Source organism: Nocardia gipuzkoensis, assembly GCF_021183645.1.
GTDB lineage: Bacteria > Actinomycetota > Actinomycetes > Mycobacteriales > Mycobacteriaceae > Nocardia > Nocardia abscessus.
In genome coordinates, this window is record NZ_CP089225.1 from 6,904,183 (window position 1) to 6,929,614 (window position 25,432).

At 66.0% G+C, this 25,432-nt stretch carries 23 protein-coding genes and 2 pseudogenes; 11 read left to right on the top strand and 14 right to left on the bottom strand.

Going from position 1 to position 25,432, the window contains the following annotated elements:
* Nucleotides 1-5 precede the first annotated feature (5 nt).
* The 3 genes from LTT66_RS31540 to LTT66_RS31550 all read left to right on the top strand — a co-directional run bounded on the left by LTT66_RS31540 (nt 6) and on the right by LTT66_RS31550 (nt 2,346).
* Nucleotides 6-491 (top strand): MarR family transcriptional regulator, encoded by a 486-nt coding sequence (locus LTT66_RS31540; protein ID WP_233062172.1) that lies wholly within the window; start codon nt 6-8, stop codon nt 489-491.
* A 271-nt stretch (nt 492-762) separates the two neighbouring features.
* Nucleotides 763-1,572: a hypothetical protein gene (locus LTT66_RS31545; RefSeq protein ID WP_233069541.1), complete on the top strand. Its 810-nt coding sequence runs from the start codon at nt 763-765 to the stop codon at nt 1,570-1,572.
* Between the two features lie 78 nt (nt 1,573-1,650).
* Nucleotides 1,651-2,346, top strand: a complete 696-nt coding sequence (locus tag LTT66_RS31550; protein ID WP_233062173.1) for a maleylpyruvate isomerase N-terminal domain-containing protein — start codon at nt 1,651-1,653, stop codon at nt 2,344-2,346.
* Nucleotides 2,347-2,767: 421 nt separating this feature from the next.
* Here LTT66_RS31550 and LTT66_RS31555 read toward each other — a convergent pair whose 3' ends face one another.
* Nucleotides 2,768-4,327, bottom strand: a complete 1,560-nt coding sequence (locus tag LTT66_RS31555) for an amidase (RefSeq protein WP_233062174.1) — start codon at nt 4,325-4,327, stop codon at nt 2,768-2,770.
* A gap of 106 nt (nt 4,328-4,433) precedes the next feature.
* On the bottom strand, nt 4,434-4,559 hold the full coding sequence (locus tag LTT66_RS37160; RefSeq protein ID WP_269821983.1) for a hypothetical protein: 126 nt from the start codon (nt 4,557-4,559) through the stop codon (nt 4,434-4,436).
* 822 nt (nt 4,560-5,381) lie between these two features.
* Between LTT66_RS37160 and LTT66_RS31560 the strand changes: the two genes are divergently transcribed.
* Nucleotides 5,382-7,547 (top strand): ATP-binding protein, encoded by a 2,166-nt coding sequence (locus tag LTT66_RS31560; protein WP_233062175.1) that lies wholly within the window; start codon nt 5,382-5,384, stop codon nt 7,545-7,547.
* A 508-nt stretch (nt 7,548-8,055) separates the two neighbouring features.
* Here LTT66_RS31560 and LTT66_RS31565 read toward each other — a convergent pair.
* Both LTT66_RS31565 and LTT66_RS31570 read right to left on the bottom strand, forming a co-directional pair.
* The gene (locus LTT66_RS31565) at nt 8,056-9,048 is read right to left on the bottom strand and encodes an IS481 family transposase (protein WP_233062176.1); all 993 of its coding nucleotides are present in this window, start codon (nt 9,046-9,048) and stop codon (nt 8,056-8,058) included.
* Nucleotides 9,049-9,306: 258 nt separating this feature from the next.
* Nucleotides 9,307-9,691 (bottom strand): annotated as a pseudogene (locus LTT66_RS31570) (phenolic acid decarboxylase).
* Between the two features lie 33 nt (nt 9,692-9,724).
* Here LTT66_RS31570 and LTT66_RS31575 point away from each other — a divergent pair.
* The 3 genes from LTT66_RS31575 to LTT66_RS31580 all read left to right on the top strand — a co-directional run bounded on the left by LTT66_RS31575 (nt 9,725) and on the right by LTT66_RS31580 (nt 11,798).
* Nucleotides 9,725-10,300 carry a MarR family winged helix-turn-helix transcriptional regulator gene (locus tag LTT66_RS31575; protein ID WP_233062177.1) on the top strand — a complete coding sequence of 192 codons (576 nt, stop codon included), beginning with the start codon at nt 9,725-9,727 and terminating at the stop codon, nt 10,298-10,300.
* Between the two features lie 319 nt (nt 10,301-10,619).
* The gene (locus LTT66_RS37540; protein WP_408638696.1) at nt 10,620-10,904 is read left to right on the top strand and encodes a hypothetical protein; all 285 of its coding nucleotides are present in this window, start codon (nt 10,620-10,622) and stop codon (nt 10,902-10,904) included.
* Nucleotides 10,905-10,913: 9 nt separating this feature from the next.
* Nucleotides 10,914-11,798: a hypothetical protein gene (locus LTT66_RS31580; protein ID WP_233062178.1), complete on the top strand. Its 885-nt coding sequence runs from the start codon at nt 10,914-10,916 to the stop codon at nt 11,796-11,798.
* A 738-nt stretch (nt 11,799-12,536) separates the two neighbouring features.
* On the opposite strand, the gene fadD11 is transcribed toward LTT66_RS31580, so the two are convergent.
* Genes fadD11 through LTT66_RS31620 form a run of 8 tightly spaced genes read right to left on the bottom strand, consistent with a single transcriptional unit; the run spans nt 12,537 to nt 21,557 of the window.
* Entirely contained in the window at nt 12,537-14,342 is a 1,806-nt protein-coding gene (gene fadD11, locus LTT66_RS31585; protein ID WP_233062179.1) for a fatty acid--CoA ligase FadD11, read from the bottom strand.
* Between the two features lie 18 nt (nt 14,343-14,360).
* A complete protein-coding gene (locus LTT66_RS31590; protein WP_233062180.1) occupies nt 14,361-15,293 on the bottom strand; it encodes an alpha/beta hydrolase in 933 nt (310 codons plus the stop codon).
* Complete coding sequence (locus tag LTT66_RS31595) at nt 15,290-16,156, bottom strand: SDR family oxidoreductase (RefSeq protein ID WP_233062181.1); 867 nt, start codon at nt 16,154-16,156, stop codon at nt 15,290-15,292. The genes LTT66_RS31590 and LTT66_RS31595 overlap by 4 nt, the downstream gene beginning before the upstream one ends.
* Complete coding sequence (locus tag LTT66_RS31600) at nt 16,156-17,619, bottom strand: flavin-containing monooxygenase (RefSeq protein WP_233062182.1); 1,464 nt, start codon at nt 17,617-17,619, stop codon at nt 16,156-16,158. Before LTT66_RS31600 ends, LTT66_RS31595 begins: the two co-directional genes overlap by 1 nt.
* Before the next feature lie 3 nt (nt 17,620-17,622).
* Nucleotides 17,623-19,119, bottom strand: a complete 1,497-nt coding sequence (locus LTT66_RS31605) for an aldehyde dehydrogenase family protein (protein WP_233062183.1) — start codon at nt 19,117-19,119, stop codon at nt 17,623-17,625.
* Entirely contained in the window at nt 19,116-19,625 is a 510-nt protein-coding gene (locus tag LTT66_RS31610; protein WP_233062184.1) for an SRPBCC family protein, read from the bottom strand. Before LTT66_RS31610 ends, LTT66_RS31605 begins: the two co-directional genes overlap by 4 nt.
* Nucleotides 19,626-19,647: 22 nt before the next feature.
* Nucleotides 19,648-20,679 carry a PDR/VanB family oxidoreductase gene (locus LTT66_RS31615; RefSeq protein WP_408638697.1) on the bottom strand — a complete coding sequence of 344 codons (1,032 nt, stop codon included), beginning with the start codon at nt 20,677-20,679 and terminating at the stop codon, nt 19,648-19,650.
* Nucleotides 20,676-21,557, bottom strand: coding sequence for a metal-dependent hydrolase (locus LTT66_RS31620; protein ID WP_233062185.1), 882 nt, complete (start codon nt 21,555-21,557; stop codon nt 20,676-20,678). Before LTT66_RS31620 ends, LTT66_RS31615 begins: the two co-directional genes overlap by 4 nt.
* A 98-nt stretch (nt 21,558-21,655) precedes the next feature.
* Here LTT66_RS31620 and LTT66_RS31625 point away from each other — a divergent pair, with 98 nt between their 5' ends.
* The 4 genes and pseudogenes from LTT66_RS31625 to LTT66_RS31635 all read left to right on the top strand — a co-directional run bounded on the left by LTT66_RS31625 (nt 21,656) and on the right by LTT66_RS31635 (nt 23,397).
* Nucleotides 21,656-22,255 (top strand): TetR/AcrR family transcriptional regulator, encoded by a 600-nt coding sequence (locus tag LTT66_RS31625; protein ID WP_233062186.1) that lies wholly within the window; start codon nt 21,656-21,658, stop codon nt 22,253-22,255.
* A gap of 190 nt (nt 22,256-22,445) precedes the next feature.
* On the top strand, nt 22,446-22,733 hold the full coding sequence (locus LTT66_RS31630; protein ID WP_233062187.1) for a transposase: 288 nt from the start codon (nt 22,446-22,448) through the stop codon (nt 22,731-22,733).
* Nucleotides 22,734-22,801: 68 nt separating this feature from the next.
* Nucleotides 22,802-22,975 (top strand): annotated as a pseudogene (locus LTT66_RS37545) (IS3 family transposase); the annotation flags it as partial.
* 143 nt (nt 22,976-23,118) lie between these two features.
* A complete protein-coding gene (locus tag LTT66_RS31635) occupies nt 23,119-23,397 on the top strand; it encodes an IS3 family transposase (RefSeq protein ID WP_233062188.1) in 279 nt (92 codons plus the stop codon).
* Between the two features lie 162 nt (nt 23,398-23,559).
* Here LTT66_RS31635 and LTT66_RS31640 read toward each other — a convergent pair whose 3' ends face one another.
* Together LTT66_RS31640 and LTT66_RS31645 are read right to left on the bottom strand one after the other, a co-directional pair.
* Complete coding sequence (locus LTT66_RS31640) at nt 23,560-23,859, bottom strand: short-chain fatty acyl-CoA regulator family protein (RefSeq protein ID WP_233062189.1); 300 nt, start codon at nt 23,857-23,859, stop codon at nt 23,560-23,562.
* Nucleotides 23,860-24,009: 150 nt separating this feature from the next.
* Complete coding sequence (locus tag LTT66_RS31645; protein WP_233062190.1) at nt 24,010-24,570, bottom strand: hypothetical protein; 561 nt, start codon at nt 24,568-24,570, stop codon at nt 24,010-24,012.
* Between the last annotated feature and the right edge of the window lie 862 nt (nt 24,571-25,432).

Sequence of the window (25,432 nt, forward strand, 5' to 3'; positions counted from 1 at the left end):
ATGATATGGATTTCGTAGAAAACATGGGTGATGCTCGTCACCGACGACGGCTGACCGCCCGCGTCAAGGGCTCGCTACGCGATGTGCGCAGCCAATTGGCGCTGCTCAACCGGCAGGTCGGCACCCAGCTCGACCTCAAGGACATCGACTTCGACTGCCTGGACCTGATCAACAGCAATGGCCCGCTGAGCCCCAGCGCCTTGGCGAAACAGGCCGGTATCCACCCCGCGACGCTCACCGGGATCCTGGACCGCCTGGAACGCGCGGGCTGGATCATGCGCGAACGCGCCACCGGTGACCGCCGCGCGGTCCTCGTCCGCTCCCGCCCCGAGCGGCTCGGCGAGGTCTACGGCCTGCTGTCGGGAATGAACACCGCCGTCGACAACCTGTGCGCCGACTACACCCCCGACCAACTCGGACTACTGGCCGATTTCCTCGACCGCGTCATCATCGCCGGTCGCGAGGCCGTCGAGGGTCTCGCCACGGATTGACGTGACCCACACGGTATGGCGATTGATATCCAGGACGGTCTGCGCGAGAAGTAGCGACCGGGCGAGTCGAGCGGACAGTAGGGGAGGGCGCCGACGACCGACGGTGACTCGAATACGATCGGGTCGACATCGACGGGGTGCCCGTTGCAGAACCGGGGAGGCTGAGGGGATGACCGATTCGCGGCACCGACCTGATGATCGGCCGACGCCGGAAATCGCCGAATCTGCTGTGCGACACTCTGATTCGCGAGTCGGTGGCAGCGTCCCGTACATGTCTCCGCCCGGGGCCACTTCCGGTCACCCCGCTACCGGGTACGGCCCACCTGGTCCCGGATACGGGCGGCCACCGTACCCACCGCGGACCGGCAGCGGCAGGACGGGTCTGATCGCTGCCGGTGTTCTCGCGCTGGCGGTAGCGCTGGGTCTCGGTGTAGTGATCGGTGTCGTCGTCGGCGACCCAGGCAGTGAGTCCGCCGCCGGCCCGACCACGTCCAGAACCTCGGCCTCGTCCACTGCGGCTCCGACCACGACGTCCCACCGGAACCCGGCGCCGGGAATCTATTCGATCGGTGGCATCACCAACGCCTGCGATCTTGTCGATCCCACGCCGCTGCACAGGTGGTCGTCCACCCCGAGGGAAGCCCCCCAACATCGCGAATACCCGCCGAACAACTTCGACGGCGGCAACCTGTACTGCGCCATCCGCTACACCAGCCCCTCGACCGTCCCCGACGATGCCACCGTCGACGAAGCCGGCATCGGTCTGCAGGCCCAGTTCACCGGCGCCGACGCCGCCCCCGCCTACGACCGTTGGAAACAGACCGACACCAGCGCCACCGGATCGGGGCGGGCCTCGGGTGAGGTCACCGGAATCGGCACCCAGGGCTACTGGCATACCGCGACCACGGACACCGGCAACGGAATGACCCACATCGTGGCCGCGCAGGACAGCAATGTCTCGGTGCGAATAGAAGTCGCCGTCCTGCGCGCGAAGGGCGAACCCCCGGTGAACCGGGAGGAACTCGCGACGATCGCCGAGAACCAAGCCCGCAAAGCACTGGATGGACTGAAGAAGACTTAGGAATGTGCGCTATCTGGTGCTTACCCGGCCCCACTGGGCTACGCACCGCGCATCTTCTCCGATGGAGCAATGTTGATCATGAACCCTGAACAGCCTCACGCCGACACCGCCGGTGACGACGTTGTGCTGCAGGCGTTCCGCGCGGAGAGCGCGCGACTGTCCGAGGTGCTCGGGGAGCTGACCGAGGCGCAATTCGCCCTTGCGACTCCGCCATGGAATGTCGCCGAATTGGCGGTGCACATCACCTCCGCCGTCTCCCGTGTCGTGGCGGGCCTCGCCGCGCCCGCGCCTCCTCGAGTGGACATCGCCGCCGCCGACTATTACCGGCCGACGATCTTCGACGACGTTGCCAATGCCGAGCGGGTGCGCATGGCTCAACGCGACGCCGCCACTTATCCGAACGCGACCGCGATCGCCGCGGCATTCGACGACACTTGGCGGCAGACCGACACAGCGATATCGGAGCAACCCGCCGATCGCCTGATCACCACCCGATGGGGTGACGGGATCCTGTTGCGCGAGTTCATGATCACCCGTGTGGTGGAAGTGGTTCTGCACGGCCTCGACATCGCCATCGCACTCGGTGTGTCGGCATGGACTGCACCAGAATCCGCTGCGGTCGTGGGCGACTTCTTGCGGATCGAGCCCGCCATTACCCACCTGGGTTGGGACCGCCGGACTGCGTTGGCCAAAGCCAGCGGCCGCGCCGCGCTGTCCACCAGAGAGTCGGCCGAACTCGCGCGCCTGAATATCACCTGGAGACGGTTCGGCTAGTACTGCGGCGAGTACATTTCGGCCCCGATGCCGAGCCGACGGTGCCACTGAGTCGCCTGAGCCCGGCACCTGCTGAACGTCGCATTGCAAGGACCGCGCAGTCCGCGAAGCTGCACCTTGAATCGGAATCTTGTCCGGCTGATTTGTGGGCGGCTAGCGTCCGCGGGTTTCCCGCTGGTGTTCGCGCGAGAGCGCAGGCTTACCGCCCGGCACGGGTAATGCCGGTGCCGGGTGTCGGCGCCTGCCGGTCCGCCATCCGACCGTCGGCCATGTTCCACTACGACGGCAAGAAAGACGTCGATGGAGGCGATGCGGGCGCTCGAGCGGCGCCTCCCGAACGTCGTTTACAACCGGATGCTCGCTGACCAGCGGCAAGCCCGGGAGGGCACTCGGGAACGACTACTGACTCCAGCATGACCGACTAAGGAGGAGCCAACTTCGGTGCCCGGAAGCCGCCGATCTTCTGCTCGAGCAGTTCGGCCAGCCGCAACGTGGTGCGGTCCTCGAACATCGGACCGATGAGTTGCACTCCCACCGGCAGACCTTCAGGGGACCGGCCCGCTGGGATGGCGGTGGCGGGCAGGCCGGGCATGGTGGCCACACCGGCCCAGACGAGCTGGTCGAAGTACGGGTACTCGACGCCGTCGATATCGATGTGCCGGTTCTCCAGACCTCCGTTGTGATCGTGCGGGAACGCGGTAGTGGGCGTGATGGGGCACACCACGGCATCGAACTGTGCGAAGAGTTGCCGCCAGCCGTGGCGGTGGAGTTCGCGACGGTTGTTCGCCTCGACCCAGTCGCGGTGGCTGAGCACCATGCCGCGCAGCCGCGCCGCATCGAGACTGCGGTCGTCCGTGTTCAGGGCGGCGGCGTGGGTCTGCAGGTGTTCGTACACGTCGACGGGAATACTTGCGGCGGCGTTCGACAGCATCAGCAGCATGTAGAGCGTCGCCGCTTCGGTCGGATCGGGCAGCAGCGGACTGCGCCGTTCGACGCGGGCGCCCTCGTCGACGAGCGCCTCGGCGACCCGGTCGACGCCCGCCCGCACCGCCGATCCGGTCGGAATGAGCGGATGGTCCTCGATGATCAGGGCACGGAAGTCCGACAGCCGCTCGTGGCGCGCGGGCGGCAGCGCGACGTCGTAGGCGAGGCCGTGGGTCAGCGGGTCCGGTCCGGCCATCACGTCGAGCAGCAGCGTGAGGTCGCGGGCGGTGCGCGCCATCGGGCCGACGACGGCGAGGTCGAGGTCGACCGGCAAGGCGGGTGCGGGCGGCGCGACCATGCCGCGGGTCGGCGCCAGCCCGAGTGTGGGCTTGTGCGCGTAGACACCGCAGAAATGCGCGGGGGTGCGCAGCGAACCGGCGAGGTCTGAGCCGATGGACAGCGCGCCGAATCCGGCCGCCAGGGCGGCCGCCGAACCGCCGGACGACCCACCCGACGTGCGGCCGTGATCCCACGGATTGTTTGTGGTGCCGTAGATCTCGTTGAAGCTCTGGATATCTCGCAGCATCAACGGCACATTGGTCTTACCGAGCAGCACCGCGCCGGCGGCCTTCAGCCGCGACACCTGTACCGCGTCCTCGGCAGGCACATAGTCCCGCTGCGCCGACATGCCCCAGGTCGTAGGCAGCCCGGCGATGTTGTAGCACTCCTTTACCGTCACCGGAATACCGAGCAACGGCCGATCCTCACCGCGGGCACGCGCCTGGTCGGCACGACGCGCGGCGGCCCGCGCATTATCGAAGTCCGGTACACAGATCGCGTTGATCACCTTATCGTCGCGCTCGATACGGGCGATCGCCTCATCGGTCAGTTCCACCGAGGTCACCGCCCCGACACGCAAGGCAACCGCGAGTTCTTCGGCCGACTGAAAATTCCACTCCATGAATCCGACGCTATTGGCCTGCTGCAGAGGACATAAAATGCTTCTTCGCACAACGGGAAAGCCGAACGGACCATCTGTACCGGTGAAGTCACGCACTCGTTCTGCCATCGAGGGCGGCACACCCCAGGTCACAGCGTCGGCAGCGGGCCAACTCCACTAGCGCAGGGCATGAAAGGCCGCTTCACACAACCGGACAGATATCTCAATACTCATCATGTTCCTCCCCGGCCACGGACACTCGCGCGTACTTCGCGAGGCTGCGCACCGACGTATGCCCGGACAGGTTCACCAGTACCGGCGTGTACGCGCCCTTCTCCGATGAACGCATTCTCTGCAAATTTGCAGAGGATGCATGACAAAACGTGTCCGGAGGCGGTATCGACCACTACGCACACGTGCTTCATCGACGACAGGTACTGGCCGTGGGTGTGAGTGCCCGACTGCCGTGTCCGTCCGGTCGAGTTGGTGCGCCATCGGTGGTCGCCCCCACACCGAAGGTGTTCCGAGCCGACGACCGGATCGGAGTGTCCTTCTGCCTCGCCCGGACGGCTTGCGGCTACATCTCCTATGGGAAAACGGTCGGCGAAAGGGCACGAACGCTCGCGTGGTGGGCTGACCACTAAGGCGCAACTGGCCACCGGCGGTCACCGCCGCCGCTTGGCCCTGCTGGTAGCACCGCTCACTCCGTCGGCTTACCGATGCTGCCGGCGGTGCCCGAGTAGGTGAGCGTGCCGCGCCTGGAAGGCGGGGCACCTCGATGTACCCCGAAAGTGGTGATCGCCGATAGGGCGTACTCGGCCGCAGTGAACCGGAGCCCGCTACGGCGCGGGCGTATCCGGGCGGTGGGCCCTGAACGGAACGACCAGCGCGCCAACCGCAAATGCCAGGGCGCCTCGGCGGTAGTGTTCGATGCCGGGGCCTACAAGCGCTGCACTGTAGCGAGTTCGCGCTCGATAGGGCCGAACGCGGGATGCGCCGGGCTCGCCGCACCGGTTAGGATTCACATGTCATGGGGCAGCGCAGGCCCGTATGCGGAGCCGGTAATCTGCCGTCGGCGGTCACGAGTTTTGTGGGTCGACAGCGGGAGATTCGTGAGGTCCGGGCACTGCTGGCGACTGCCCGATTGGTCACTCTGACCGGAGTGGGTGGGGTGGGGAAGACTCGCCTGGCCACGGAGGTAGCCGCTGCGTCCGGCCGCTCGTTTCCGGACGGGGCGTGGTTGGTCGACCTGGCTGCCGTGGATGATCCGCAACGGGTGGCGCGTGCGGTGGTGACCAGTCTCGGAATGCCGGATCTGTCGCACCGGACAGCGGAGCAGCAGATCGTGGAGCGCCTCGCCGACCGGCAGGTGCTGCTCGTCCTGGACAACTGCGAGCACCTGCTGGACGGCTGCCGTTTGCTGTGCCACCACCTGCTGCGTGCCTGCCCGGGGCTGCGGATCTTGACCACCAGCCGCGAACTGCTCGGCGAAGCGGGCGAGCACGTCTATCCGGTCAGCCCGCTGTCGGTGCCTGCTTCGGATGAGTCCGTCACACCCGTGGCGATGGCGGGTTTCGACGCTCCGATGCTGCTCATGGAGCGTGCTCGGGCGGTGCGTCCGGACTTCACGGTCACCGAGCGTAATGCGGGCACGGTGGTGCGGGTGTGTGAGCGACTGGACGGGATCCCGCTCGCGATCGAGCTGGCCGCGTCCCGGCTGCGATCACTGCCGTTGCAAGCGATTCTGGACCGGCTCGAGGATCGGTTCGCGTTGTTGACGGGGGGTGCGCGAGCTGCGCTGCCACGACAGCGAACTCTGCGTGCGCTGATCGACTGGAGCTATGAGCTGTGCTCGCCGACCGAACAGCTGCTGTGGGCGCGACTTTCGGTGTTCGTCGGAGGATTCACCCTGCATGCCGCGGAGGACGTTTGCGCAGGTCATGATCTGCCGCGTGCGCAGGTGCTGGACCTGATCGATCATCTCGTCGCGCAATCGGTCGTCGTGCTTGTGCCGGCCGAGGACCAGACGCGTTATCGGTTGCTGGAGACGATCCGTGAGTATGGATGGCAGCGGGTGACCGAGCGTGGCGAGGGCTCCGCGCTGCGTGACCGGCACCGCGACTACTATCTCGCGTTCGCTGAGCGGATCGCCGGACAGTGGAACGGGCCCGGCCAGGAGACCGGCCTTGCCCTGTTGCGCGCCGACCGGGGGAACCTCGGAGGGGCGTTGGAATGGGCGACCAACAGTCCGGCGAGTTCCCGCGAGGCGCTGTTCTTGGTCACGGCACTGCGCTATCACTGGTGCGCCGATGGATTCCTCGGCTCCGGGCGACGCTGGATCGACCGCGCCCTACGGCTTGCCGCGGACTCGGATGCCGGGCGGATCTCCGCACTGTGGGTAGCCGGATGGGTGATGGTTCTGCAGGGCGACCTCGACGCAGCCGAGGCGGTGCTCGATGAATGCGCGGTGCTCGCGGCAGAAGCCGGAGACCGCCGTGCGCTCGGCTGGGCCAGTAGCCTGCGCGCCACTGCGGCGGGCTTCCGTGGAGATCTCGCCGCTGCTGTGGCAGGTTTCGAACGAGTGATCGAGAGTTTCTCCGAGGATGACGAGCTGGTCCGGATGACACTCTTCCAGCTCGCGGTCGCCTATACGCACGGGCATGATCCGAGAGCATGCGCGACGGCTCGCCGAGCGATAGAGCTGGCAGACCGGTGCGGCGAGCAGTGGACGAAGTCGTACGCGGTGTGGGCACTCGGCTACGACCAGCTGGTCCGGGGCGACTATGACCAGGCGATGGCTTCGGCTCACGCCGCCCTCGAGATCCAGCGCGAATTCAACGACCATGTCGGTACAGCGCTGATGATCGAGCTACTGGCCTGGACCGCGGCCGCCCGCGGCGAGCATCGTCATGCGGCCCGACTGCTAGGAGCGATCCACGCGATGTGGCGGCGAATCGGTACCTCGATCGCAACGTTCGGGCCTCACATGTCCGACCAGCACACAGCGTGTGAGCATGTCGTGAGCGATGCGCTTTCTGAGGCGGTGGTGCATGCGGAACGGGTGCGTGGCGAAGGACTCGATCACGGCCAGGCGATCGCCTACGCCCTCGATCGGAGTGCGTGCGGCCCGCAACCTGCGACGGTGCAAGCGGGCGTGCTGACAGCACGTGAGCGGCAGGTCGCCGAGCTACTCGCACAGGGTCTGAGTAACCGGCGGATCGCCGAGCGACTCGTGGTGTCGCCTCGAACGGTCGACCGGCACGTCGAGAACATCCTCTGCAAACTCGGCTTCTCTTCTCGCGCGCAGGTCGCCGCCTGGACGGCGCGTCCGCGTTGACCCTGCTGTTCGGGCGCACCCGGTTGGCGCTCACGAGCCCTTGCCACCGGCTTCTCACCAACGAGATCGGTGCCGGACCGGGTTGTCGTTGCGGCGGCATATGACGCTGCAGGCGTCCGCGAACTGCGCAAATGGGTATCGAGTGGGTGTTTTCACCCATGCCGCGCAGTGCTGGATCTGTGATGCTCGTCAGATCGTGACGAGCAGGAGGTCGGCTTTGACAGCATTCGACATCGCCGCGAAGTACCGTCGGCAGCCGAATGGGGGCCGGAGATGAATGACGTCCGTCGAACCGAGGCAGAGGGCCTAGGCGTCACGTGGCGCTTGCTTCAGGACCATTTGATTTCGATTCTCGCGGTGCATAGCGCCTACGACGCATCGCCGATCGTCTCCTTCGGCCCCGATACTTATCCGGATCTCGTGCAAGCACGAGAACTTTTTCCAGAATTGACGAGGTTGTGGGACGCGGTGCGCCACGAATTCTGGGCAAGACTCATTCCGCCACCACCTAGATGTACTGACCTGAGAGGTTAGGAACGCGGCTGGCTGGTGGGTGTCCGCCGAGTGCGGTGTGGCCGCGGTGGTGATTGTAGGTGTGTAGCCAGTCGGGGAAGGTGTTGCGGCGTTCGGTTTCGGTGCGGTAGGGGCGGGCGTAGGCCCATTCCTCGAGCAGGGTGCGGTTGAAGCGTTCGACCTTGCCGTTGGTTTGTGGCCGGTAGGGGCGGGTGCGTTTGTGGGTGATGCCGGTCTCGATGAGGGTGTCGCGCCAGAGTTGGGATTTGTAGCAGGAGCCGTTGTCGGTGAGCACCCGCCGGACAGTGATTCCGTGGGTGTGGAAGTAGTTGCGTGCGCGTCGCCAGAACGCGACAGCGGTTTCCTTGCGCTCGTCGCTCAGGATCTCTGAGTAGGCCAGGCGGGAGTGGTCATCGACAGCATTGTGCAAATAGCTGTTGCCGACATGGCTGCTTCCATTGCGGCGCAATACTTTTCCGGGTGTGCGCGCGCGGTTGCGTCCGCCGGTGCGGCGGCCCACGGCGCGGTGTCCGCCGCCGTCGGGAATGTTGCCCAGTTTCTTGATGTCAACATGCACCAGGTCGCCGGGTTCAGGGTGTTCGTAGCGGCGGATCACCCGGCCGGTGGCGCGATCGAGCCACCGCAGCCGTGCCAGCCGATAGCGGGCCAGGACCCGATGCACGGTGGCCGGGTGCAGGCCGAGCAGGTAGGCGATCCGGGCCGGTCCCCACCGGCGCAGAAGGCGGAGTTTGATGATGCGCCGCTCGGTGCGCACCGGGGTTCGTCGCGGACTGCGGTGCGGGCGGCTGGATCGATCGGCCATACCGGCAGCGCCGTCGGTCCGATAGCGGTCGGCCCACCGTTTCGCCGTGGTCGCTGAGACCTGGAATCGTTCGGCGGCTCGCCTCAAAGGCCAACCGTCCTCAACGACACAACGAGCAAGCCGCAGTCGGCCCAGTTCTGACAACGGGGCATTACGGTGGGACACGAAGACCTCCGATTGGTGAATGCGTTCCTAGACAGCTCGCACTTCACCCGGAGGTCTTCGCCATGTCAGCCCGACACGCCGTCACCAACCTCTGTGGTCAGTACACCTAGATCGGCGCAATCAAGGCGATAGGCGTGTAGAACTCGCGGGCGCCGCGGCCACCCACTCACCTGAGTGCCGCTGCCTATCAAGCGGCGACGGCGCCGTCAGTGCGGCCGATCGGGCGACGAGTGCCCCGGCGATGCTTGGCGTTCGGCGTCAGTTGACTCGGTCCGCGTAACCGGGCGGCAATTCACTGGGGGAGCAGGCGATGACGGTGTCATCGTTCTCGCCGACATGTTCATACCACGTGATGGTGGCGAGTTCGCTGACCACATGGATCGGATAGGTCGGGCCTCGGTCACGATAGGAGGTCATCCGGTCGAGGAAGTCGTTTGGAACAGCACTGTTCGCTGAGGGTGGTCGTGCACCCACCGTGGGAAGAAGATGACGCCGTGCAGAAGGCGCTGCGCGGGTGAGATGTTCACGGCGACGGAGGTGCCGGTCGGCGGTAGTCGATGGTGTGGGGGTTCTTCACGTACATCTCGTACCGCCATCCGTTGTCATAGCGGTAGATGAATCGGTGCCCCACCAGGCCGGCCAACTCGGCCCTCGATGCCTCGTGATGCTCCCTGGGGTGGCCGGGGCGGCGAACACCCGCGGTGCAAATACTTTTGTTGCAAAAGTAATCGCGGCCGCCCGTCTGATGCAAGGGCACAATGAGGTCATGGATGCCATCGCCGTCCGGGCTCGATTGATGCCGGAGCCCGATTTCGAGGCTCAGCTCAGTGCCCTGCTCGGGCCGTTGCGACGTGCGGTGCTGCACCGCACGCGCGCCGCCGAAGGTTTGCCGGACCTGCCGGAACCTCAAATCGAATTACTGCGGTTACTGGTGACCGCCGGCGGCCTGACGTCCACCCGCGCCGCGAGCGAACTCCGGATGGCGCCGTCGACGATCAGCAACCTTGTCAAGACGATGGCAGAAGCGGGACTGGTCGATCGCAAGCCGCTGCCTTCCGATCGGCGCGGCGCGATACTGATGGCCTCTGCTCGGGCGCGGCAGTTGCTCGACCGGTACGACCGTGCCAGCGCCGCGATGCTACGCGAAGCCCTCGACGGCCTCCCGGCCTCCGATCGACCCGCGATCGAGTCCGCGCTGCCCGCGTTGCAGCGGTTGCTGGCCCTTTTGACGAGTGGTCCCGACGCCGAGTAGCTGCCGCGATCCAATTCGTCCAATCCCTCCCGCGCTCGACGTCCGCTCTGTAACTTGCTTTTGTCACAAAAGTAACTTGTTTCCGGATCGGCGCCTCCGTGGCGATGTGTCAGGCGTTGACCTCAGGTGTGCAGGAGTGTTCTCATGCCGGTCAGCGTCGCGCTATCCCAGCGTGTGCGCCCGCTACGGTGGTTGGTCGTTGTAGTGGCCTTCGTCTTCGGGGTTCTCGACTGCACCGCGACCGGCATAAGGCGGCGCCGACGAAGGTCCGGCTACGAGCGTTTCCGGTGGAGTGATCCGCGGTGCGCGCGTCGATGGGGTGGTCGAGTATCTCGGAGTCCCGTTCGCGGCCTCCACCGGGGGCGTCAACCGTTTCGCGCCGCCGAAGCCCGCCCCGTCATGGGCGGGTGAGCTCGCGGCCACCGCGCGAGCCGGCGAACACGATCTTCGAGTACCTCGAGATCTTGCACAACCGTCGACGCCGTCAAACAGCCCTCGGTGTGCGCACCCCGATCGGGTGCGAAATGATGGATCCTCGAACGGCTACACAGTCCGACGGAGCTCACGCCAGAGGCGGAGCTGCCCGACGGGCGTGGCTCACTAGGCTGGCTGGGTGGAGTTCACAACGGATTTCGAGCGTGGTGGGTGGCTGCTGGCGCGCGTCGGTGAGCACGGGGTCGGCGGCGTCGCTGGTACCGGCTTCGAGGCTTATGCGCGGATCCTGCACCCGGTCGAGGCGACCCGCCGCGACGACACGGTCACCGATGAGTGGGGCAATCCCGAGATCGTGGAGGAGGCGATGTGGCCGTGGGCCGAGGTCGCCGTGCGCAACGGCAGAGTGATGCATCCGCTGGTGCAGTGGCGCAACCTCACCGACGATGAAGACGAAGCGGCGATGTCGTTCGACGACGGCTGGGAAGTCGGCCAGACCGTCGAGGGGTGGTTCGACCCGAGCCTGCTGGCCGCGCTCACTGTCCACCTTCGCGCAGCCACCGAGACACCGGAAGAGGTGACGGCTGGAGTGTGGAATGGATTCGGCGAACTGAACACATCCTCGGGTGCGGTGTTCGTCGCGTCCACCGACGGCGATCCGCGCAACCTCGAGCGCGAGCGAGCTCGAATCGACGCCGAGCTGGCTGCCTCGGTCGCGCCGCAGGTCAGACGGGCGGTCGAGGCAGGGCCTTTCCTCCAGTGGCCGGGACGCGACTTCATGCTGTTCGACACCAGTCTCTCCGAACTCGCCGACCCCCGCTGGGTGCATGCGGCAGGCCTGGGATGGACGACCGACTTCCCCGGAGTGACGCCCCAGCTGCTCTGGCCCGCCGACCACGCATGGGTCGTGGCCAGCGAGATCGACTTCGACTCCACGATCGTCGCCGGCTCACGGACGCTGATCGACGCGGTTGTGGCCGACGATCGTTTCGAGGCCTTCGAGATCACCGAGGTATCGGATCTGAGCTGGGACGGCGACACAATCAACCCCGCGCCGCAGGACTGAGATGTCGGCGAGAGCTCGACCAGGGCGTGCAACCGAGGTCCACGACGATCTCACGAACAGGGCGGCAGTAGTCATGGACTCGGCGGCCGCACGCCTCGAGACGGCTCAGTAGTCCGCGCGAGGAGCAGTGATCGGACGGCGACCGATGATTGCACCCACGCGGACACCCGCGGTCCACTTGTCGAGCTCACGACCTCCGCGCGCCCAGCCGGGGGCCGGAACGTGTCGGTGAGACGGAATATGTTGTTGCGCAGGCGGATCCTACATACCTCGACCGTGCTCGAGGATGCGACCGCCGATGGCGTCGAGGAACACGTCGACGCCATCGGGGCCAGCTCGGTCAATCGCAGGTCGATGTCGTCGCGCTTGTAATCGATGGCCGCGTCCAATCCGGCCCGGTCGGTGATCAACGAACACTTGGGGCTGCTGCACGGATAGGTGACATCGATCTGGCTTGCCGTGAGGCGGGCCTGGAAGGATGTCATCGTGCCCAAGCCCTATCCCCGCGAGTTCCGTGACGGCAGTCTACGACGGTTCCCCAGGGGAATGGATGCAGGGTCCGGACGTTCCGATTGCGCCTCGCGACAGTGCTCGAACTTCGTCCGACGAGGGCGAGCCGACGGCCCCGCACTGGCCGTGTTGACGCCTGGCGCAACGATACACAGCACCTTCGCGCGTCACCCTTGCCGACACTGTGCCGTGCCGAATCCTTCGGGGGCACAGTGCAACACCGGCAGGTCAGAATTGCTGGGGCTCATGCACCCCTGGTGCGATCTCCTGTTTGTACAGGTCGGCGATATCGGAAAGGTACTTCTCGGCAATGACTTTCCGCTTGAGCTTCATGGTGAGGGTGACTTCGTCACCACCGGCTTCCCAGAAGACCGGGAGCACACGGAACCGTTTGATCTGCTCCACGCGCGAAAGCCGCTGATTGCCCGCGGCAACCCCGGCCGCGATCGTCTGCACGACGGTGGGATCGGCGGCCAAGGTGGCCGCGGACGCGTCGGGAAGTCCGTGTTGACGCGCGTAAGGTTCGGCGATTTCGACGTCGAGGACGATCAGCGCTGTGTTGTAGGGGCGCGCGTCGCCGATGACCGCGATGGCCCCGACGAGCGGTGTGCTGGCCTTGATGGTGTTCTCGATGTTCGCCGGTGACATGTTCTTCCCGGCGGCATTGATGATCAGTTCCTTCTTGCGATCGACGATCTTCAGGTAACCGTCGGCGTCGATCTCCACGATGTCACCGGTGTGCAGCCAGCCGTCCGCGTCGATCGCCTCGCTGGTTTGCTCGGGCAGGCCGCGGTAACCCTTCATGACCAGTGGACCGCGCACATGCAGTTCGCCGTCGGCCGCGCGGCGGGATTCCATGCCGGGCAGCAGTTTTCCGACGGTCCCCAGCTTGGCGTCGTCAGGATGGCTGACACTGCAGATGCACGACAACTCGGACATGCCCCAGATCTCCGCGATCGGGATGCCCAGTCCGGCGAAGAACGCCAGGGTCTGCGCCGGAATCGGCGCCGCACCCGACAGCGCCCAGCGCAGCCGATCGAATCCGAGGGCGGCGCGCAGGCCGCTCAGCACCATCTCGTCGGCCAGCTTCCACTCGGCAGCCAGCTCGCTGGGTACCGGCTCGCCGGCCAGCTGGTGCTTGCTGCGCTCGCCGGCCACCCCCAGCGCCCACTCCATGGCCTTGCGACGGGTCCCGTCCTGCTCGCCGGCCACCTTGAATTCTATGGCGGCCTTCAGCTTTTCCCACACCCTCGGCACTGCTCCCCAGATTGTCGGGCGCAGATCGGTGAGCGCGGCCGCGATCTTGCTCGCGTCTGACACACACGTCACCTGGGTACCCAGCACTTCCTGGACGTACAGGGCGGTGAGCCGGTCGGCGATGTGGGCGGTCGGCATGAACGAGGTGATGGTGTCACCGAATTCGAAATGCAGCACGCTGTCGATGCCGTACACCTGGAACAGGAGGTTGGCGTGGGTGGTTTCCACACCCTTGGGGTTGCCGGTGGTGCCCGAGGTGTAGATCAGAGTCGCGACGTCGCCGGGCTGGACCGCTCGCCAGGACGCGTCGAAGTCGAAGTCGGCTGTGCCGGAACCGATCAGCTGATCGATCGACAGTGTGCCCGCCGGTGCGTCGTCGACGCAGATCACGTGGTCGAGTTCGACTCCGCTGTCCCGCAGGCGCGGTAGGAATTGTGGTTCGCAGATCACTACGCGGGCACGGGCATTGCCGAGAACGTAGGCGAGCTGCTCGGCGGGCAGCGTGTTGTACACCGAGAACGATGTCGCGCCGAGGTGTTGCGCGCCGACCTCGAGGGGATAGAAGTCGATGCGGTTGGTCAGCATCAGCGCCACGGTGTCACCGCGCCGGACGCCGAGTCGGGCGAGCCCGGCGGCCACCTCACGAACCTGGCGTGCGTAGTCCCGCCAGGTGAGGGTGCGGGCATTGCCGGGAGTGCGCAGTGCGATCGCGTCGGGATCGATCGACGCGGTGTGCTGGAACGCTGCGGGCAGCGTGTCGAAGCGAGCAGGGCTCACTGAACTGGCCTTTCTGAATCAACTGGCGGCGGTCGAGGGTTCGAGGATCGAGGTGACAAATCGGCCTGCCGCGCGGTAGGCGAAGCGGGATTCGGGGATGAGCGCCGGCAGAGCCTGGAAGACGTGCATCTGGTCGGGCCAGACCTGCAGCTCGCAGTGTGCGCCCGCTGCCGTCCAACGGTTCGCCAGCGTCGTGGCGTCGTTGCTGAAGAACTCGGTGTCGCTGGTGTGGATCAGCGCGGGCGGAAGCGACATCCCGGGTTCGGGCCGTAATTCCAGTGGCAGGTCGGTGAACTGCGCGATGGCGTGGCGCGACATCGGCACCGTCAACAAGCCGTCGAGCGTGGCGTTGGCATGGCCGGTGGCGAGCGTGAGGCTCAGATCGGTCATGGGGGAGAACAGGACCAGTGCGCCGGGCTGCGGCACCGCCGACTGTCCGATGGCGAGTATCAGGTCCGCGGCCAGGAAACCTCCGGCCGAGTCACCCGCGACGATCACCTGCTCGGGACGGTAGCCCTGCTTCAGCAGCCACCGGTAGCCGCGCGCGACATCCAACGGTGCTGCGGGATATGGATGTTCGGGTGCCAGGCGGTAGCCGAGGGTGAAGACCGGCATCCGGGTCGCGGTGGATATTCGTGCGGCAACGCCGCGATAACCCGCCGCGGACCCGGCCACGAATCCACCACCGTGGATATACAGCACGACGTGGTCGGTGCGGGTGGCGCGCGGGCCGTACACCCATTCGCCCCGAACCGGCCCGTGCACGACCCGGATCGCGGTGCCGCGCAGAGTGGGCGCCGCGGCCCGCAAGGTGCGGTCGATCAGGGGCCGGATCGCGGCCAGGGTCGTCGGGTTCACCGGCGCGAGCGCACCGAGCCGCCGGATGGTGTGCGTCGACAAGCGCCGCACCGCGCGGGCCCGGAAAGATCCGCGCTCGACGAGGGCGGTCATCGGCGCGCCTCGATGGTGCGAAGCACCTCGTGCACGGACGAACTCGCCGCGAGGCGGTTGTCGAGAACGACGTTGACCACACCCCGCAGCAGCGCGTAGGGCTCCCAGCCGGCGGGTGCGATCGTGCGCGGGGCACGCCGCGCGATGCCGTCTACGATGCTGCGCGCGGCCTGTTTCGCGGTGATCCGCACCCGTAGCGGCCAAGGCAGCATGGCGTCGAGCCGACGGCCCAGCTCGTCGGTATCGAGCATGTCGTGGGTCATGGCGGTCTCGACAATGCCGAAGTAGGCGATGCCGGCGCTCGCACCCACGGCAGCGAGTTCGACCCGTAAGGCGCGCCCGAGCTGTTCCACCGCGGCCTTGCTGACCATGTACGGCGAACCGCCCATCCCAGGGGCGAACGCGGCACACGAGGAGACGACCACGACATGACCTTTGGCCTGGACGATGTGATCGAGTGCGGGGTGCACGGTATTGAAAACCCCGGTGAGATTGATGCCGACGACCCGGTCGAAGTCGGCCGGATCCAGCGTGCGCACCGTGGCGGGAACGGGAGTGACACCGGCATTGGCGACCACGACGTCGAGGCGGCCGAACCGCTGCACCACCTCCGCCACGACCTGTTCCATCCGCGTACGGTCGGCGACATCGGCGGCGATCGGATACGCGGGGGAGCCGAGCAGGGATGCCGTTGCACGCGCCGTGATCTCATCGATGTCGCAGACAACTACGGTCGCGCCCCGGGCGTGCAGGAGGTTCGCGAGTTCGCGGCCGATGCCCTGTCCGGCGCCGGTGATCAGCACGACCTTTCCGCTGACGTCGTAACTCGAGCCAGCGAACCGGCTCAGCGGATTGCGTGTCATCAGAGCACCTCGTAGGCTTCGGCGTCGAACCGTTCGGTGCGCTTGCGATATTCGAAGCTCCAGCTCGGATACAGCCCGGCGTTGCCGCCCTCGGCGGTGGTGTAGTAGCTCTCGCAGCCGCCGGTGAGCCAGACGGTTTCGGCGCTGCGCCGCCGCATCTCCTCGACGAACCTTTCCTGGACGATGGGTCGCAGCTCGACCCGCCTCGCGCCCCGGGTGCGCAGCGTCGACAGGGCGTCGACGATGTAGGCGATCTGCGACTCGATCATGAAGATGGCGGACTGATTGCCGGCCGCGCCGAACGGCCCGAGCGTGCAGAAGAAGTTCGGGAAGCCCGCGACGGCCGCGCCGAGGTAGGTCTGCGGCTGCTTGTGATACAGATCGGCGATGGACAGGTTCTCGCGGCCGACGATCCGTTCGTATGCGGTCGGGATGGAGGTGAATCCGGTGCCGTAGATGATGGTGTCCGCCGGAATCTCCACCCCGGCCCGAGTCAGGATCGAGTGCGGCCGGACCTCTTCGATGCCGTCGGTCACGACGTCGACGTTGTCCTGATCCAGCGCGGGCAGGTAGGCATCGGAGAAGATGGCCCGTTTGCAGCCGATTATGTAGTCCGGCGTGACTCGCGCACGTAACGCCTCGTCGCGGATCTGGCGGCGCAGCTGGAAGCGGCCGAGCAGTTCGAACGGGTGCCGGAATCGATTGTCCACGAAGCCGACCAGGCCGAAGCTTTCGATCAGGGTGTACCAGGTGCCGCGAACTGCCTTCTGGGTCAGGGGAACCCGACGCAACAGCAGGCGTTCCAGCGCCCGCGTCCGGCGATCCATCCGCGGCACGATCCAGGGGGCAGACCGCTGAAAGACGGTCAGCGACGCGACCTTCGGCTGAATCTCGGGCACGAACTGAACGGCCGACGCTCCGGTGCCGATCACGGCTACCCGTTCGCCGGACAGGTCGTGGTCGTGGTCCCAGTGCAGCGAATGGAAGGCCTTGCCTTCGAAAGTGTCCAGGCCCGGCAGATCCGGGTACTTCGCTTCGGCGAAGATCCCGGCGGCGGAGATGAAGTAGTCGGCGGTGAGGGGCCCGCGCGAGGTTTCGACCCGCCAGACCGATGCTGCTTCGTCCCATCGCGCGCCGAGGAGTTCGGTGCTCAGCCGAATATGGCGCACCACATCGTGTTTCGTCGCTACCGAGCGAATGTAGTCCAGAATTTCGCGTTGGCCGCCGTAGGTACGCGACCAATCCGGGTTCGGTGCGAAGGAGTAGCTGTACAGCTGCGAGGGCACATCGCACGCACAGCCCGGGTAGGTATTGGCCTGCCAGGTGCCGCCGAGGTCTTCGGCGCGTTCGATCAGCACGAGGTCGTCGAATCCGGCCGCGCGCAGCTTGATAGCCAGGCCGATCCCACCGAAGCCCGCGCCGAGAATGACGATCTGCCGGTGCTCGATGTCGTGTGCGGTCATGGGTCAGCCGATCCTTCCGTGCAGTGCCGCGGTCAGCACATCGACCACGAAGTCCACGCGTGCACTGCGCCTGAACGTCGTGAGCGCCAGCGGGGAGGGAAAACGCTGCCGCGTGGTCGCTTTGGCATAGGTGAATTCGCGCAGGCCATCTGGGCCGTGCACGCGGCCGAATCCGGACGCCCCGACTCCGCCCAGCGGAAGTGCCGGGACGGTGGCGTGAGCGACGAAGGCGTTGATGGAGGTAGCGCCGCTGTTGATCCGGTCCGCGATCGCCACGCCGTCGCGCCGGGCGAAAACAGTGGCGCCGAGGCCGTATTCGCTCGCGTTGACCCGTTCGACGGCCTCGTCCATGTCGGCCACGCGGGCGACGGTGAGTGTCGGCCCGAAGGTCTCCTCAACCACGGCGGCGGCATCCTCGGGGACATCGACCAGGATGGTCGGCTGCACGAACTGACCGCTGATCGATTCGGAGCCGCCGAGTAGCGCGCGCCCGCCGCGGGCGATCGCGTCGTCCAGGTGCCGGCGGATCACCTCGAGTTGCTTGGGCATGGTGATCGGGCCGATCTGCGCCGTGCCGGTTCCGGCGCGCAGGTCACCGGCCAGAGTGCGGAGTTTGCCGAGGAATTCGTCGTAAATGGCCGTGTGGACATATACCCGCTCGACACCGAGACAGGTTTGGCCCGCATTGGACATACCGCCCCAGATCGCCGCGTCGGCCGCGGCGTCGAGGTCGGCGTCCGCGTCGACGATCAGCGCGTCCTTGCCGCCGCACTCCATCAGGACGGGGGTGAGGTGCTCGGCGCACGCGGCAAGAACACGTTTTCCGGTCTCGGTAGATCCGGTGAATCCGATCTTGCCGACCCGGCTGCGGCACAGTGCCGCGCCTGTCTCGCCCGCCCCGGTGACCACCTGTAACACCGGTCTCGCCGGCAGCACCCGGGTGAATGCTTCGGCGAGCCAGAGCCCGACCCCCGGGGTGTACTCGCTCGGTTTGAACACCACCGCGTTGCCTGCGGCGAGCGCGAACGAGATCGAACTCAGCGGCGTGAATACCGGATAGTTCCAGGGCCCGATGATGCCGACGACGCCGAACGGACGGTACTCGACACTGGACGCCTGGTTGAGGGTGAGCAAGCTCGATCCCACCGCACGGCGGCCGAGCACGCGCTGAGCATTGCGCGCCGCCCATTTCAGGTGCTCGAGCGCCATCACGATCTCGAGCTTGGCATCGGAGATCGGCTTGCCCATCTCCTGATGCATGAGGCGCGCGAGATCGTCACGGCCGCGCGTGATCTCGGCCCGCCAGCGGTCCAGCACCCGCCCGCGGTCGGCGAAACCCAATGCGGCCCAATCGGCCGCGGCTTCCTGAGCGCGCGCGACCGCGGCCTCGACCTGCGCCGGAGTCCGGTTCGGGTACCGGCCGACGACCAGGCCGGACGCCGGGTTACACACCTCGAACATGCTGTCCTGCGCGGCGGGCTGCGTCTCGGTGGCAGTCATCGACCGGCCTCCTGCGCCGTAGTGGGGACCGCCCGGCGGATCCCGCGGGCAATCGATTTCGTGACGAAGTGGTTGACCGGGCTCGCTGCGGCCAGCAGCGGGCGCAGCAAGGGGTTGCCTTCGAGCGCGAACGTCCAGATCAGCCGTGTCCCGTCGGGGGTCGGCTGTAGGGCGATGTCCTCGGCGAACCGCTTCAAGCCCGGAATCGAGGCGGCGTCGACGGTGAAGGTCATATGTGAGCCTTCCTCCCAGCGGTAGAACCGTTCCTCCAGGCGCGCGACACCGCCGAGGGTGACCACGCGGGTGGTGCCGACACCGAACGGCCGGGGCGAGGTCCAGCGAGCCGCGGTGATCAGCGGCGACCAGGACACGAGGGCATCGTCGGAGGTCAATGCCGCCCAGACGCGCTGCGGCGGTTGTGAGATGTCGACGAAATGGGTGTAGCGGCGGGCGGCGCCGGCGAGGAATGCGTCGTCGGAGTTCGCCAGCACGAAGCGTGCAGTCATAAGACCGGATTGCCTTTCACGGTCAGAGATCGAGGACGAGAGGTCCGTCGGTGGAACGGGAGACACAGGTCAACATGTGGTCGGGGCGTTCGGTGTCGCTGAGCAACCGGTCGCGGTGGTCGATGTCGCCGGAGAGCACGCGGGTCTTGCACGTGCCGCAGAACCCTTGACGGCAGGAGTACAGCACGTCGGGCTTGACCCGGCGGAGTGCTTCGAGAGCCGTTTCCTGGCTGCCGACCCGGACATCGACCCCGGTTCGCGCCAAAGTCAGGTCGAACTCGCGGCCGTCGGTCACCGGCAGCGCGGAGAAGCGCTCGGTATGCAGCGATGCGGTGGGATTGAGCCGGAACAGGTGTTGCTGCGCGGCCTCCAGCACCGGGGGCGGCCCGCAAACATATACGGCCGCACCAGGTTCCGCTTGGGCGAGGATGGCGGGGACATCGGGTGCGCCGTATTCGTCGTCGGGACGGATGTCGGTGTCGAGCGGTAGTTCGCTCAGGAACGGCATGGTCGACCGGGAGCGCCCCAGATACACCAGTCGCCCACGTTCACCGGTCTCCCTGACCATCGGCAGGATGGGGGTGATCCCGATGCCAGCGGCGAGGAACAGGTAGGACGGCGCGTTCTCGATATAAGTGAACGCATTGCGCGGCCCCCGAATTCGCAGCGCGTCGCCCGGTTGCATCGCATGCACTTCCAGTGATCCGCCGTCTCCGTCGGCGATGCGGCGCACGGCGATGCGGTAGCGCCGCCGATCCCGGGGATCCCCGCACAACGAATACTGCCGCTGTCGTCCCGACGGCAGAAACACATCGAGATGCGAACCCGGCCGCCATGACGGCAGGGGCTGTTCGTCCCGGCCCACCAGAGTGAGCGACGCGACGTCATCGGCCTCGGCGCGCACTGACTCGACCACGGTGTCGAGCTCGAATCCGTTGAATCGCACCGGCTTCGGGCGGGAGAGCGCGGGGGTTGTGAACACCTTCTTGTAGATGTCCATGGCGACGCCGAACGCTCGAAGGCTCGGCGTGGCGGCGTCGTCGGTGCTGGTCATGCGCGCGCCGCCGGAGAGTGCGCGAGATAGCGCAGCGCGCTGTCCATCGACCCCAGCTGTGAGGGATGGAAACTCGGCCGCAGGTAACGCGGCATTTCCGTGAAGAAGGTCGTGAAACTGGGAATCACCCCCCGCACGGTCGCGCTCACGAACTGCGCACCCCAGAATCTGCCTTTGTTCGTACTGGGGTCTTTGCGATACAGGTACGCCGTGGAGATCACGAAGAGCGGCAGGAGTAATACGGTGGCGAGCAATCCCGTGCGAGCCCGACGCGCGTAACCGCCGTCGAGGTACATGTAGGCGTCGAAGACGACGCTGCGGTGTTCGACCTCCTCCGCGCCGTGCCAGCGGACCAGATCCAGCATCGTCGGGTGCATGCCGGCGGCTTCGAGGGCCTCGGCCTCGAGCAGCCACTCGCCGATCACCGCGGTGAAATGCTCCATGCCCGCGAACAGGCCGAGACGCTCTTTGAGCCACTGCTCCTTGGCCCTGCCGCTGAGGTCGTGATCGCCCAGGACCCGGTCAACCAGCCAGGCGACCTTGCTTACGTAGGACTCGACGTCCAGACCGAGCGACTGCAGGTGCTTACGGGCACCCTCATGGCTACTGGCATGCGTCGACTCCTGGCCGATGAATCCGGTCACCTCTTCACGCAGGCGTTCATCCTTGATGAAGGGGAGGGCCTCGGCCAAGCAGGCCGCCATCGCCCGTTCGCCTTCGGGCAGCACCAGGTGCATCACGTTGGTGACGTGTGTCGCGACGACCTCGCCCGGGATGTAGTGCATCGGCACCGAGGAGAAGTCGAAGTGGACGTCACGGGCGTGGATCGCGTGGGCCTCGTCCTGATAGGAGCGCTTCGTTGCACTGTGATCAGCCATACAGCCAACCGTACATCGCCACATTTCTTATGGCAATGTTGCAGCGACAAATCGACTTGCAATGTTGCAATGATGGTGATCGGTGCTAGCGTCGAGGTGTGTCCACCACTGCCGCCACCTCGGAAAACACAGCCGAAACCATCGAGGAACGGATCCTCGAAGCAGCCCTCATCCAGTTCGGGCAGGTGGGCGTGAAGAAGACGACCATCGAGGACATCGCCCGCAAGGCCGGTGTCGACCGGGTGACCGTCTATCGGCGCGTCGGCGCCCGGGACGATGTCGTGCGCGCGGTCACCGAGCGGGAGGTGCGCAAGTTGCTCGCCGAACTCGGCGAACTCCCGGCCCGGCACGACACCCTGGAGGGCTTGGTTGTCGACGTGTTCGCCACCGTCCTCACCCGCTGGCGCACCCATCCACTGGTGCAACGGATGCTGACCCTCGAGCCCGACCGACTACTCCCGCAGCTCACCACCGAGGGCGGCGCCTTCTTCATGATGTCGGTCGCCGCGACGACCGAGGTCCTGCGAAACGCGATGCGCGAGAAGGGCTTCCCCGAGGTTCCCGACCTGGACGTACGCGTCGAGGTCGTCTGCCGTATCGTGCACTCGCTGATCCTGCAACCGATCGGCGCCATCGACCTGGACTCGGGGCTCACCGCGTTCGCCCGCGACTACATCAGGCCGATCATCACCGACTAGTTCGAACAATCCATCGTTCTCGTGGTCGGCAACCAACCAGTTCGCGTCGGCCTTCTGGAGCAGCGGAGGGCAGGGTTCGACGCCGCGGCTGAATAGGGCATCCATGAGGCCGGTCTCGCGGGCCTGAGATCGCCCCGGTTTCCCGGACGCCGATGGTGAGGCGAGATACTCGCCTCCGAGAGGAGTCTGGATGCCTGCAGCACACCCGCCGGAGTTCCGGCAGCGCGCGATCGAGCTCGCCCGTACCAGTGACAAGTCGGTTGGACGGGTCGCCAAGAACTTGGGTATCTCGGAATCGTGCCTGCGGAACTGGCTCGCCCGCGCCGAGGTCGACGAAGGCAAGCGTGAGGGCGTGAGCAGTGCCGAACGTAAGGAACTGGCCGAGTTGCGGCGTAAGAACCGGCAGCTCGAACTGGAAAACGAGGTCCTGCGCAAAGCGGCAGCCTGCTTCGCCCGGGAGAACGTCCTCCCAAAATAGTGTTCCCGGTGGTCGCCGAGCTGGCCGAGGCCGGCGTGCCCGTCACGGTGTCGTGCCGTGCCCTGGGCGTGTCGACCTCCGGGTACTACGAATGGAAACAGCGTGGCCTTTCGGCGCGAGCACGCGCTGATGCCGAGCTGACCGCGACTATCACCGAGATCCACACCGCCTCACGCGGCACCTACGGCGCTCCACGAGTGCATGCCGGGCTGCGGCTGGGCCTCGGTATCCAAACCGGCCGCAAACGGCTAGCCCGGCTCATGCGCTGCGCCGGATTGCAGGGCGTGTTCCGGCGGCGACGCGGGTGCACGGTCACCGATCCGCTGGCCGATCCGCACCCGGGCCTGGTCAACCGGCGGTTCACAGCCGACGGCCCGGACCGGTTGTGGTGCATGGACAATACACCAGCTGGGCCTTCGGCCAGCGTATCCGCACCGCGGGGCTGCTCGGTTCGATGGGAACGATCGGGGATTGCTTCGACAACAGCATGGTCGAAAGCTTCTTCGGCACAATGCAACTCGAACTACTCGATATGCGCCATCGGCCAACCCGGCAGGAACTGGCCAACGCGATATTCGACTACATCGAAGCGTTCTACAACCCGATCCGGCGGCACTCCAGAATAGGAATGCTCAGCCCCGTACAGTATGAACGTACAGTATGAACGGGCTCACACCGCCACCGAACTGGCTGCGTAGCCATTACACCGAACTCGTCCGGGAAACTGGGGCAACCTCACTGGATGTGCGCGTAGGGGTCCGCGGCCACTGCCGAATATGCGGTGGTGGTCGCCGACCCTGGCGTACGGTGGGAGGCGGCCGGGTGATCAGTTCCGGTCGTCCGCGGGAATGTCGGCAGGGGTGGAGGGGATGTTGGCTGCCCGGTTGCCGTCGACGCGGTTAGCGCGTCCGAGCTGCGGGAACGCCCGCTGTGCGCAGTCGTGACGCTCGTGAACCTTGCAGCCGCCGCCGATCGGGACCGCGGTGGCGTTGTGGTGCAGCGGCAGCCCCGGCGAATGCACCAGCTTCTCGGCGTAGGCGATGTCGCGGCCGAGGCCGATCGCGAAATCGCGTTTGGCGGAGATGAATCCGGGGGTGCTCTCGTCGGTGGTACAAGCCAGCCACATGAACGATATCCGGCAAGGGCGGACGTTGGCTGGGTGGGATACCCGTCGCAGCGCTCCGGCGGGACTGGTCGGGCGACCCCGGCCGCTCCGCAGCTATGCGATATCGGCGACTCCGCAGTTCCCTGCGCCTTGCGCCAGTTGTCAGGGCGGTTACTGCATCTGATCCAGCATGTCAGAGAACGCGGCTTTGAGTCGCAGCGCCTTTTTGATCTCATCCGATGTCACGTACGGGTATTCGCCGTACTCGACGAAGCTCGGGACGTGGTGAGTGCGCACGAACTCGACAAACTTTTCGGGGCGTTCCTTCCAATCCTCTGGGAATCCTTCCAGATTCTCGAAGGTGGTAGCGATACCCGATTGACTGAACAGCATCACCGCATCCTCGGTGTACTTGTCGAAGTCGGTGTCGAAGATGCCCTGATACTGGAAGTACGTTGCGCCCTCGATCTCGAAGAGTTGCCATTTCAGGTAGTGCAGTTTCAGCGGCGCCAGCACCCACGGATCAGCAGTTACCGCAGCCTCCAATGCTTTGCCGTGCTCGCGGATGGCGTCCTCGCGTCCGGGAATGACTTTTGCGATGATCGTAAACCCATAGCAGGCCGGGGTTCTGGGGAAGATCGGGCCGTATCGACCGCGCTCGAGTTCGAAGTATCCGTCCTTGGGGATAGCCATCATCGCTGGTTTCGACCAGTCGCCGTTACCAGTCGCCATGATCACTCCATTCTGTGATTTCGAACTCGAAGCGAAACCTCAGTGCCCGTGCCGTGCAGGTGGCGGGCAGGCCAGATCGAACCCGCCGTCGCGGAAAGCCTTCGACGTGTACCGCAAAAATGGTGGTGAGCTGTTGAACCCGCGTAACACAAAACTCGTGTGGACTGCGTTGAGGTTGCCGACTCGCTGGACTCGTCCGACTGATCCTCGGTCACGATCGTTAATCTTCTGCATACTCGCACGCCACGTGCTGGTCATCATACGCGGTCCGGCCCGCTGGTCGGATCATCAGACTCGCAGGCCGTAGACTCACGCCATACAGCCCAGGTTCGCACTGGAAGACCTCCTGGGAACCAGGTCTCCGCCGAGTTTCGGTGAACACTCCTCCAGGCAACATGCCGAAAGCCGCTCTACCCAGTGCGGTGTGGTGCTGCGCCGAATCCAGCATCACACCGCACTGGCAGGGCCTGCCCAGAACACCCACACGCAGACGATCGGCAACGATAGTCACTGTCGTGGCCATGATCGGTGTACTGGCGTATCTGGGATGTTCTCGCAGTGGATCACTTGCAGTCGCTGACCTCACGACTGGCAACGCGATGGTCCCACAAGGGTGGCAAACGACACGCTTCCCGCGCAGGATCCCACCGCTGCTTCCGGTGCCGAAATATCCGAAGTTGGCGGCACGCGGATACGTCGTCGCCTGCGCGGTCAGCCAGACCCGGGCGTGATCACCGTCGAGCGCGCACGGACCCGCAACCCTGCGGCGATCCGACCCGGCATCTCCCCGGTTTCGGCGCGGCTGCCGCGGGCAACGATGTCGACCGAGCGCCAGGCGCGGGCGGGTGCGGTTTAGCAGCGG

Coding starts and splice junctions, on each gene's coding strand:
- LTT66_RS31540 (WP_233062172.1), top strand. CDS start 6: ATGGATTTCGTAGAAAACATGGGTGATGCTCGTCACCGACGACGGCTG.
- LTT66_RS31550 (WP_233062173.1), top strand. CDS start 1,651: ATGAACCCTGAACAGCCTCACGCCGACACCGCCGGTGACGACGTTGTG.
- LTT66_RS31640 (WP_233062189.1), bottom strand. CDS start 23,859: ATGTGGCTGGCTTGTACCACCGACGAGAGCACCCCCGGATTCATCTCC.
- LTT66_RS31620 (WP_233062185.1), bottom strand. CDS start 21,557: ATGGCTGATCACAGTGCAACGAAGCGCTCCTATCAGGACGAGGCCCAC.
- LTT66_RS31545 (WP_233069541.1), top strand. CDS start 763: ATGTCTCCGCCCGGGGCCACTTCCGGTCACCCCGCTACCGGGTACGGC.
- LTT66_RS31605 (WP_233062183.1), bottom strand. CDS start 19,119: ATGACTGCCACCGAGACGCAGCCCGCCGCGCAGGACAGCATGTTCGAG.
- LTT66_RS31590 (WP_233062180.1), bottom strand. CDS start 15,293: ATGACCGCCCTCGTCGAGCGCGGATCTTTCCGGGCCCGCGCGGTGCGG.
- LTT66_RS31610 (WP_233062184.1), bottom strand. CDS start 19,625: ATGACTGCACGCTTCGTGCTGGCGAACTCCGACGACGCATTCCTCGCC.
- LTT66_RS31600 (WP_233062182.1), bottom strand. CDS start 17,619: ATGACCGCACACGACATCGAGCACCGGCAGATCGTCATTCTCGGCGCG.
- LTT66_RS31630 (WP_233062187.1), top strand. CDS start 22,446: ATGCCTGCAGCACACCCGCCGGAGTTCCGGCAGCGCGCGATCGAGCTC.
- LTT66_RS31595 (WP_233062181.1), bottom strand. CDS start 16,156: ATGACACGCAATCCGCTGAGCCGGTTCGCTGGCTCGAGTTACGACGTC.
- LTT66_RS31615 (WP_408638697.1), bottom strand. CDS start 20,679: ATGACCAGCACCGACGACGCCGCCACGCCGAGCCTTCGAGCGTTCGGC.
- LTT66_RS31645 (WP_233062190.1), bottom strand. CDS start 24,570: ATGGCGACTGGTAACGGCGACTGGTCGAAACCAGCGATGATGGCTATC.
- LTT66_RS37160 (WP_269821983.1), bottom strand. CDS start 4,559: ATGCGTTCATCGGAGAAGGGCGCGTACACGCCGGTACTGGTGAACCTG.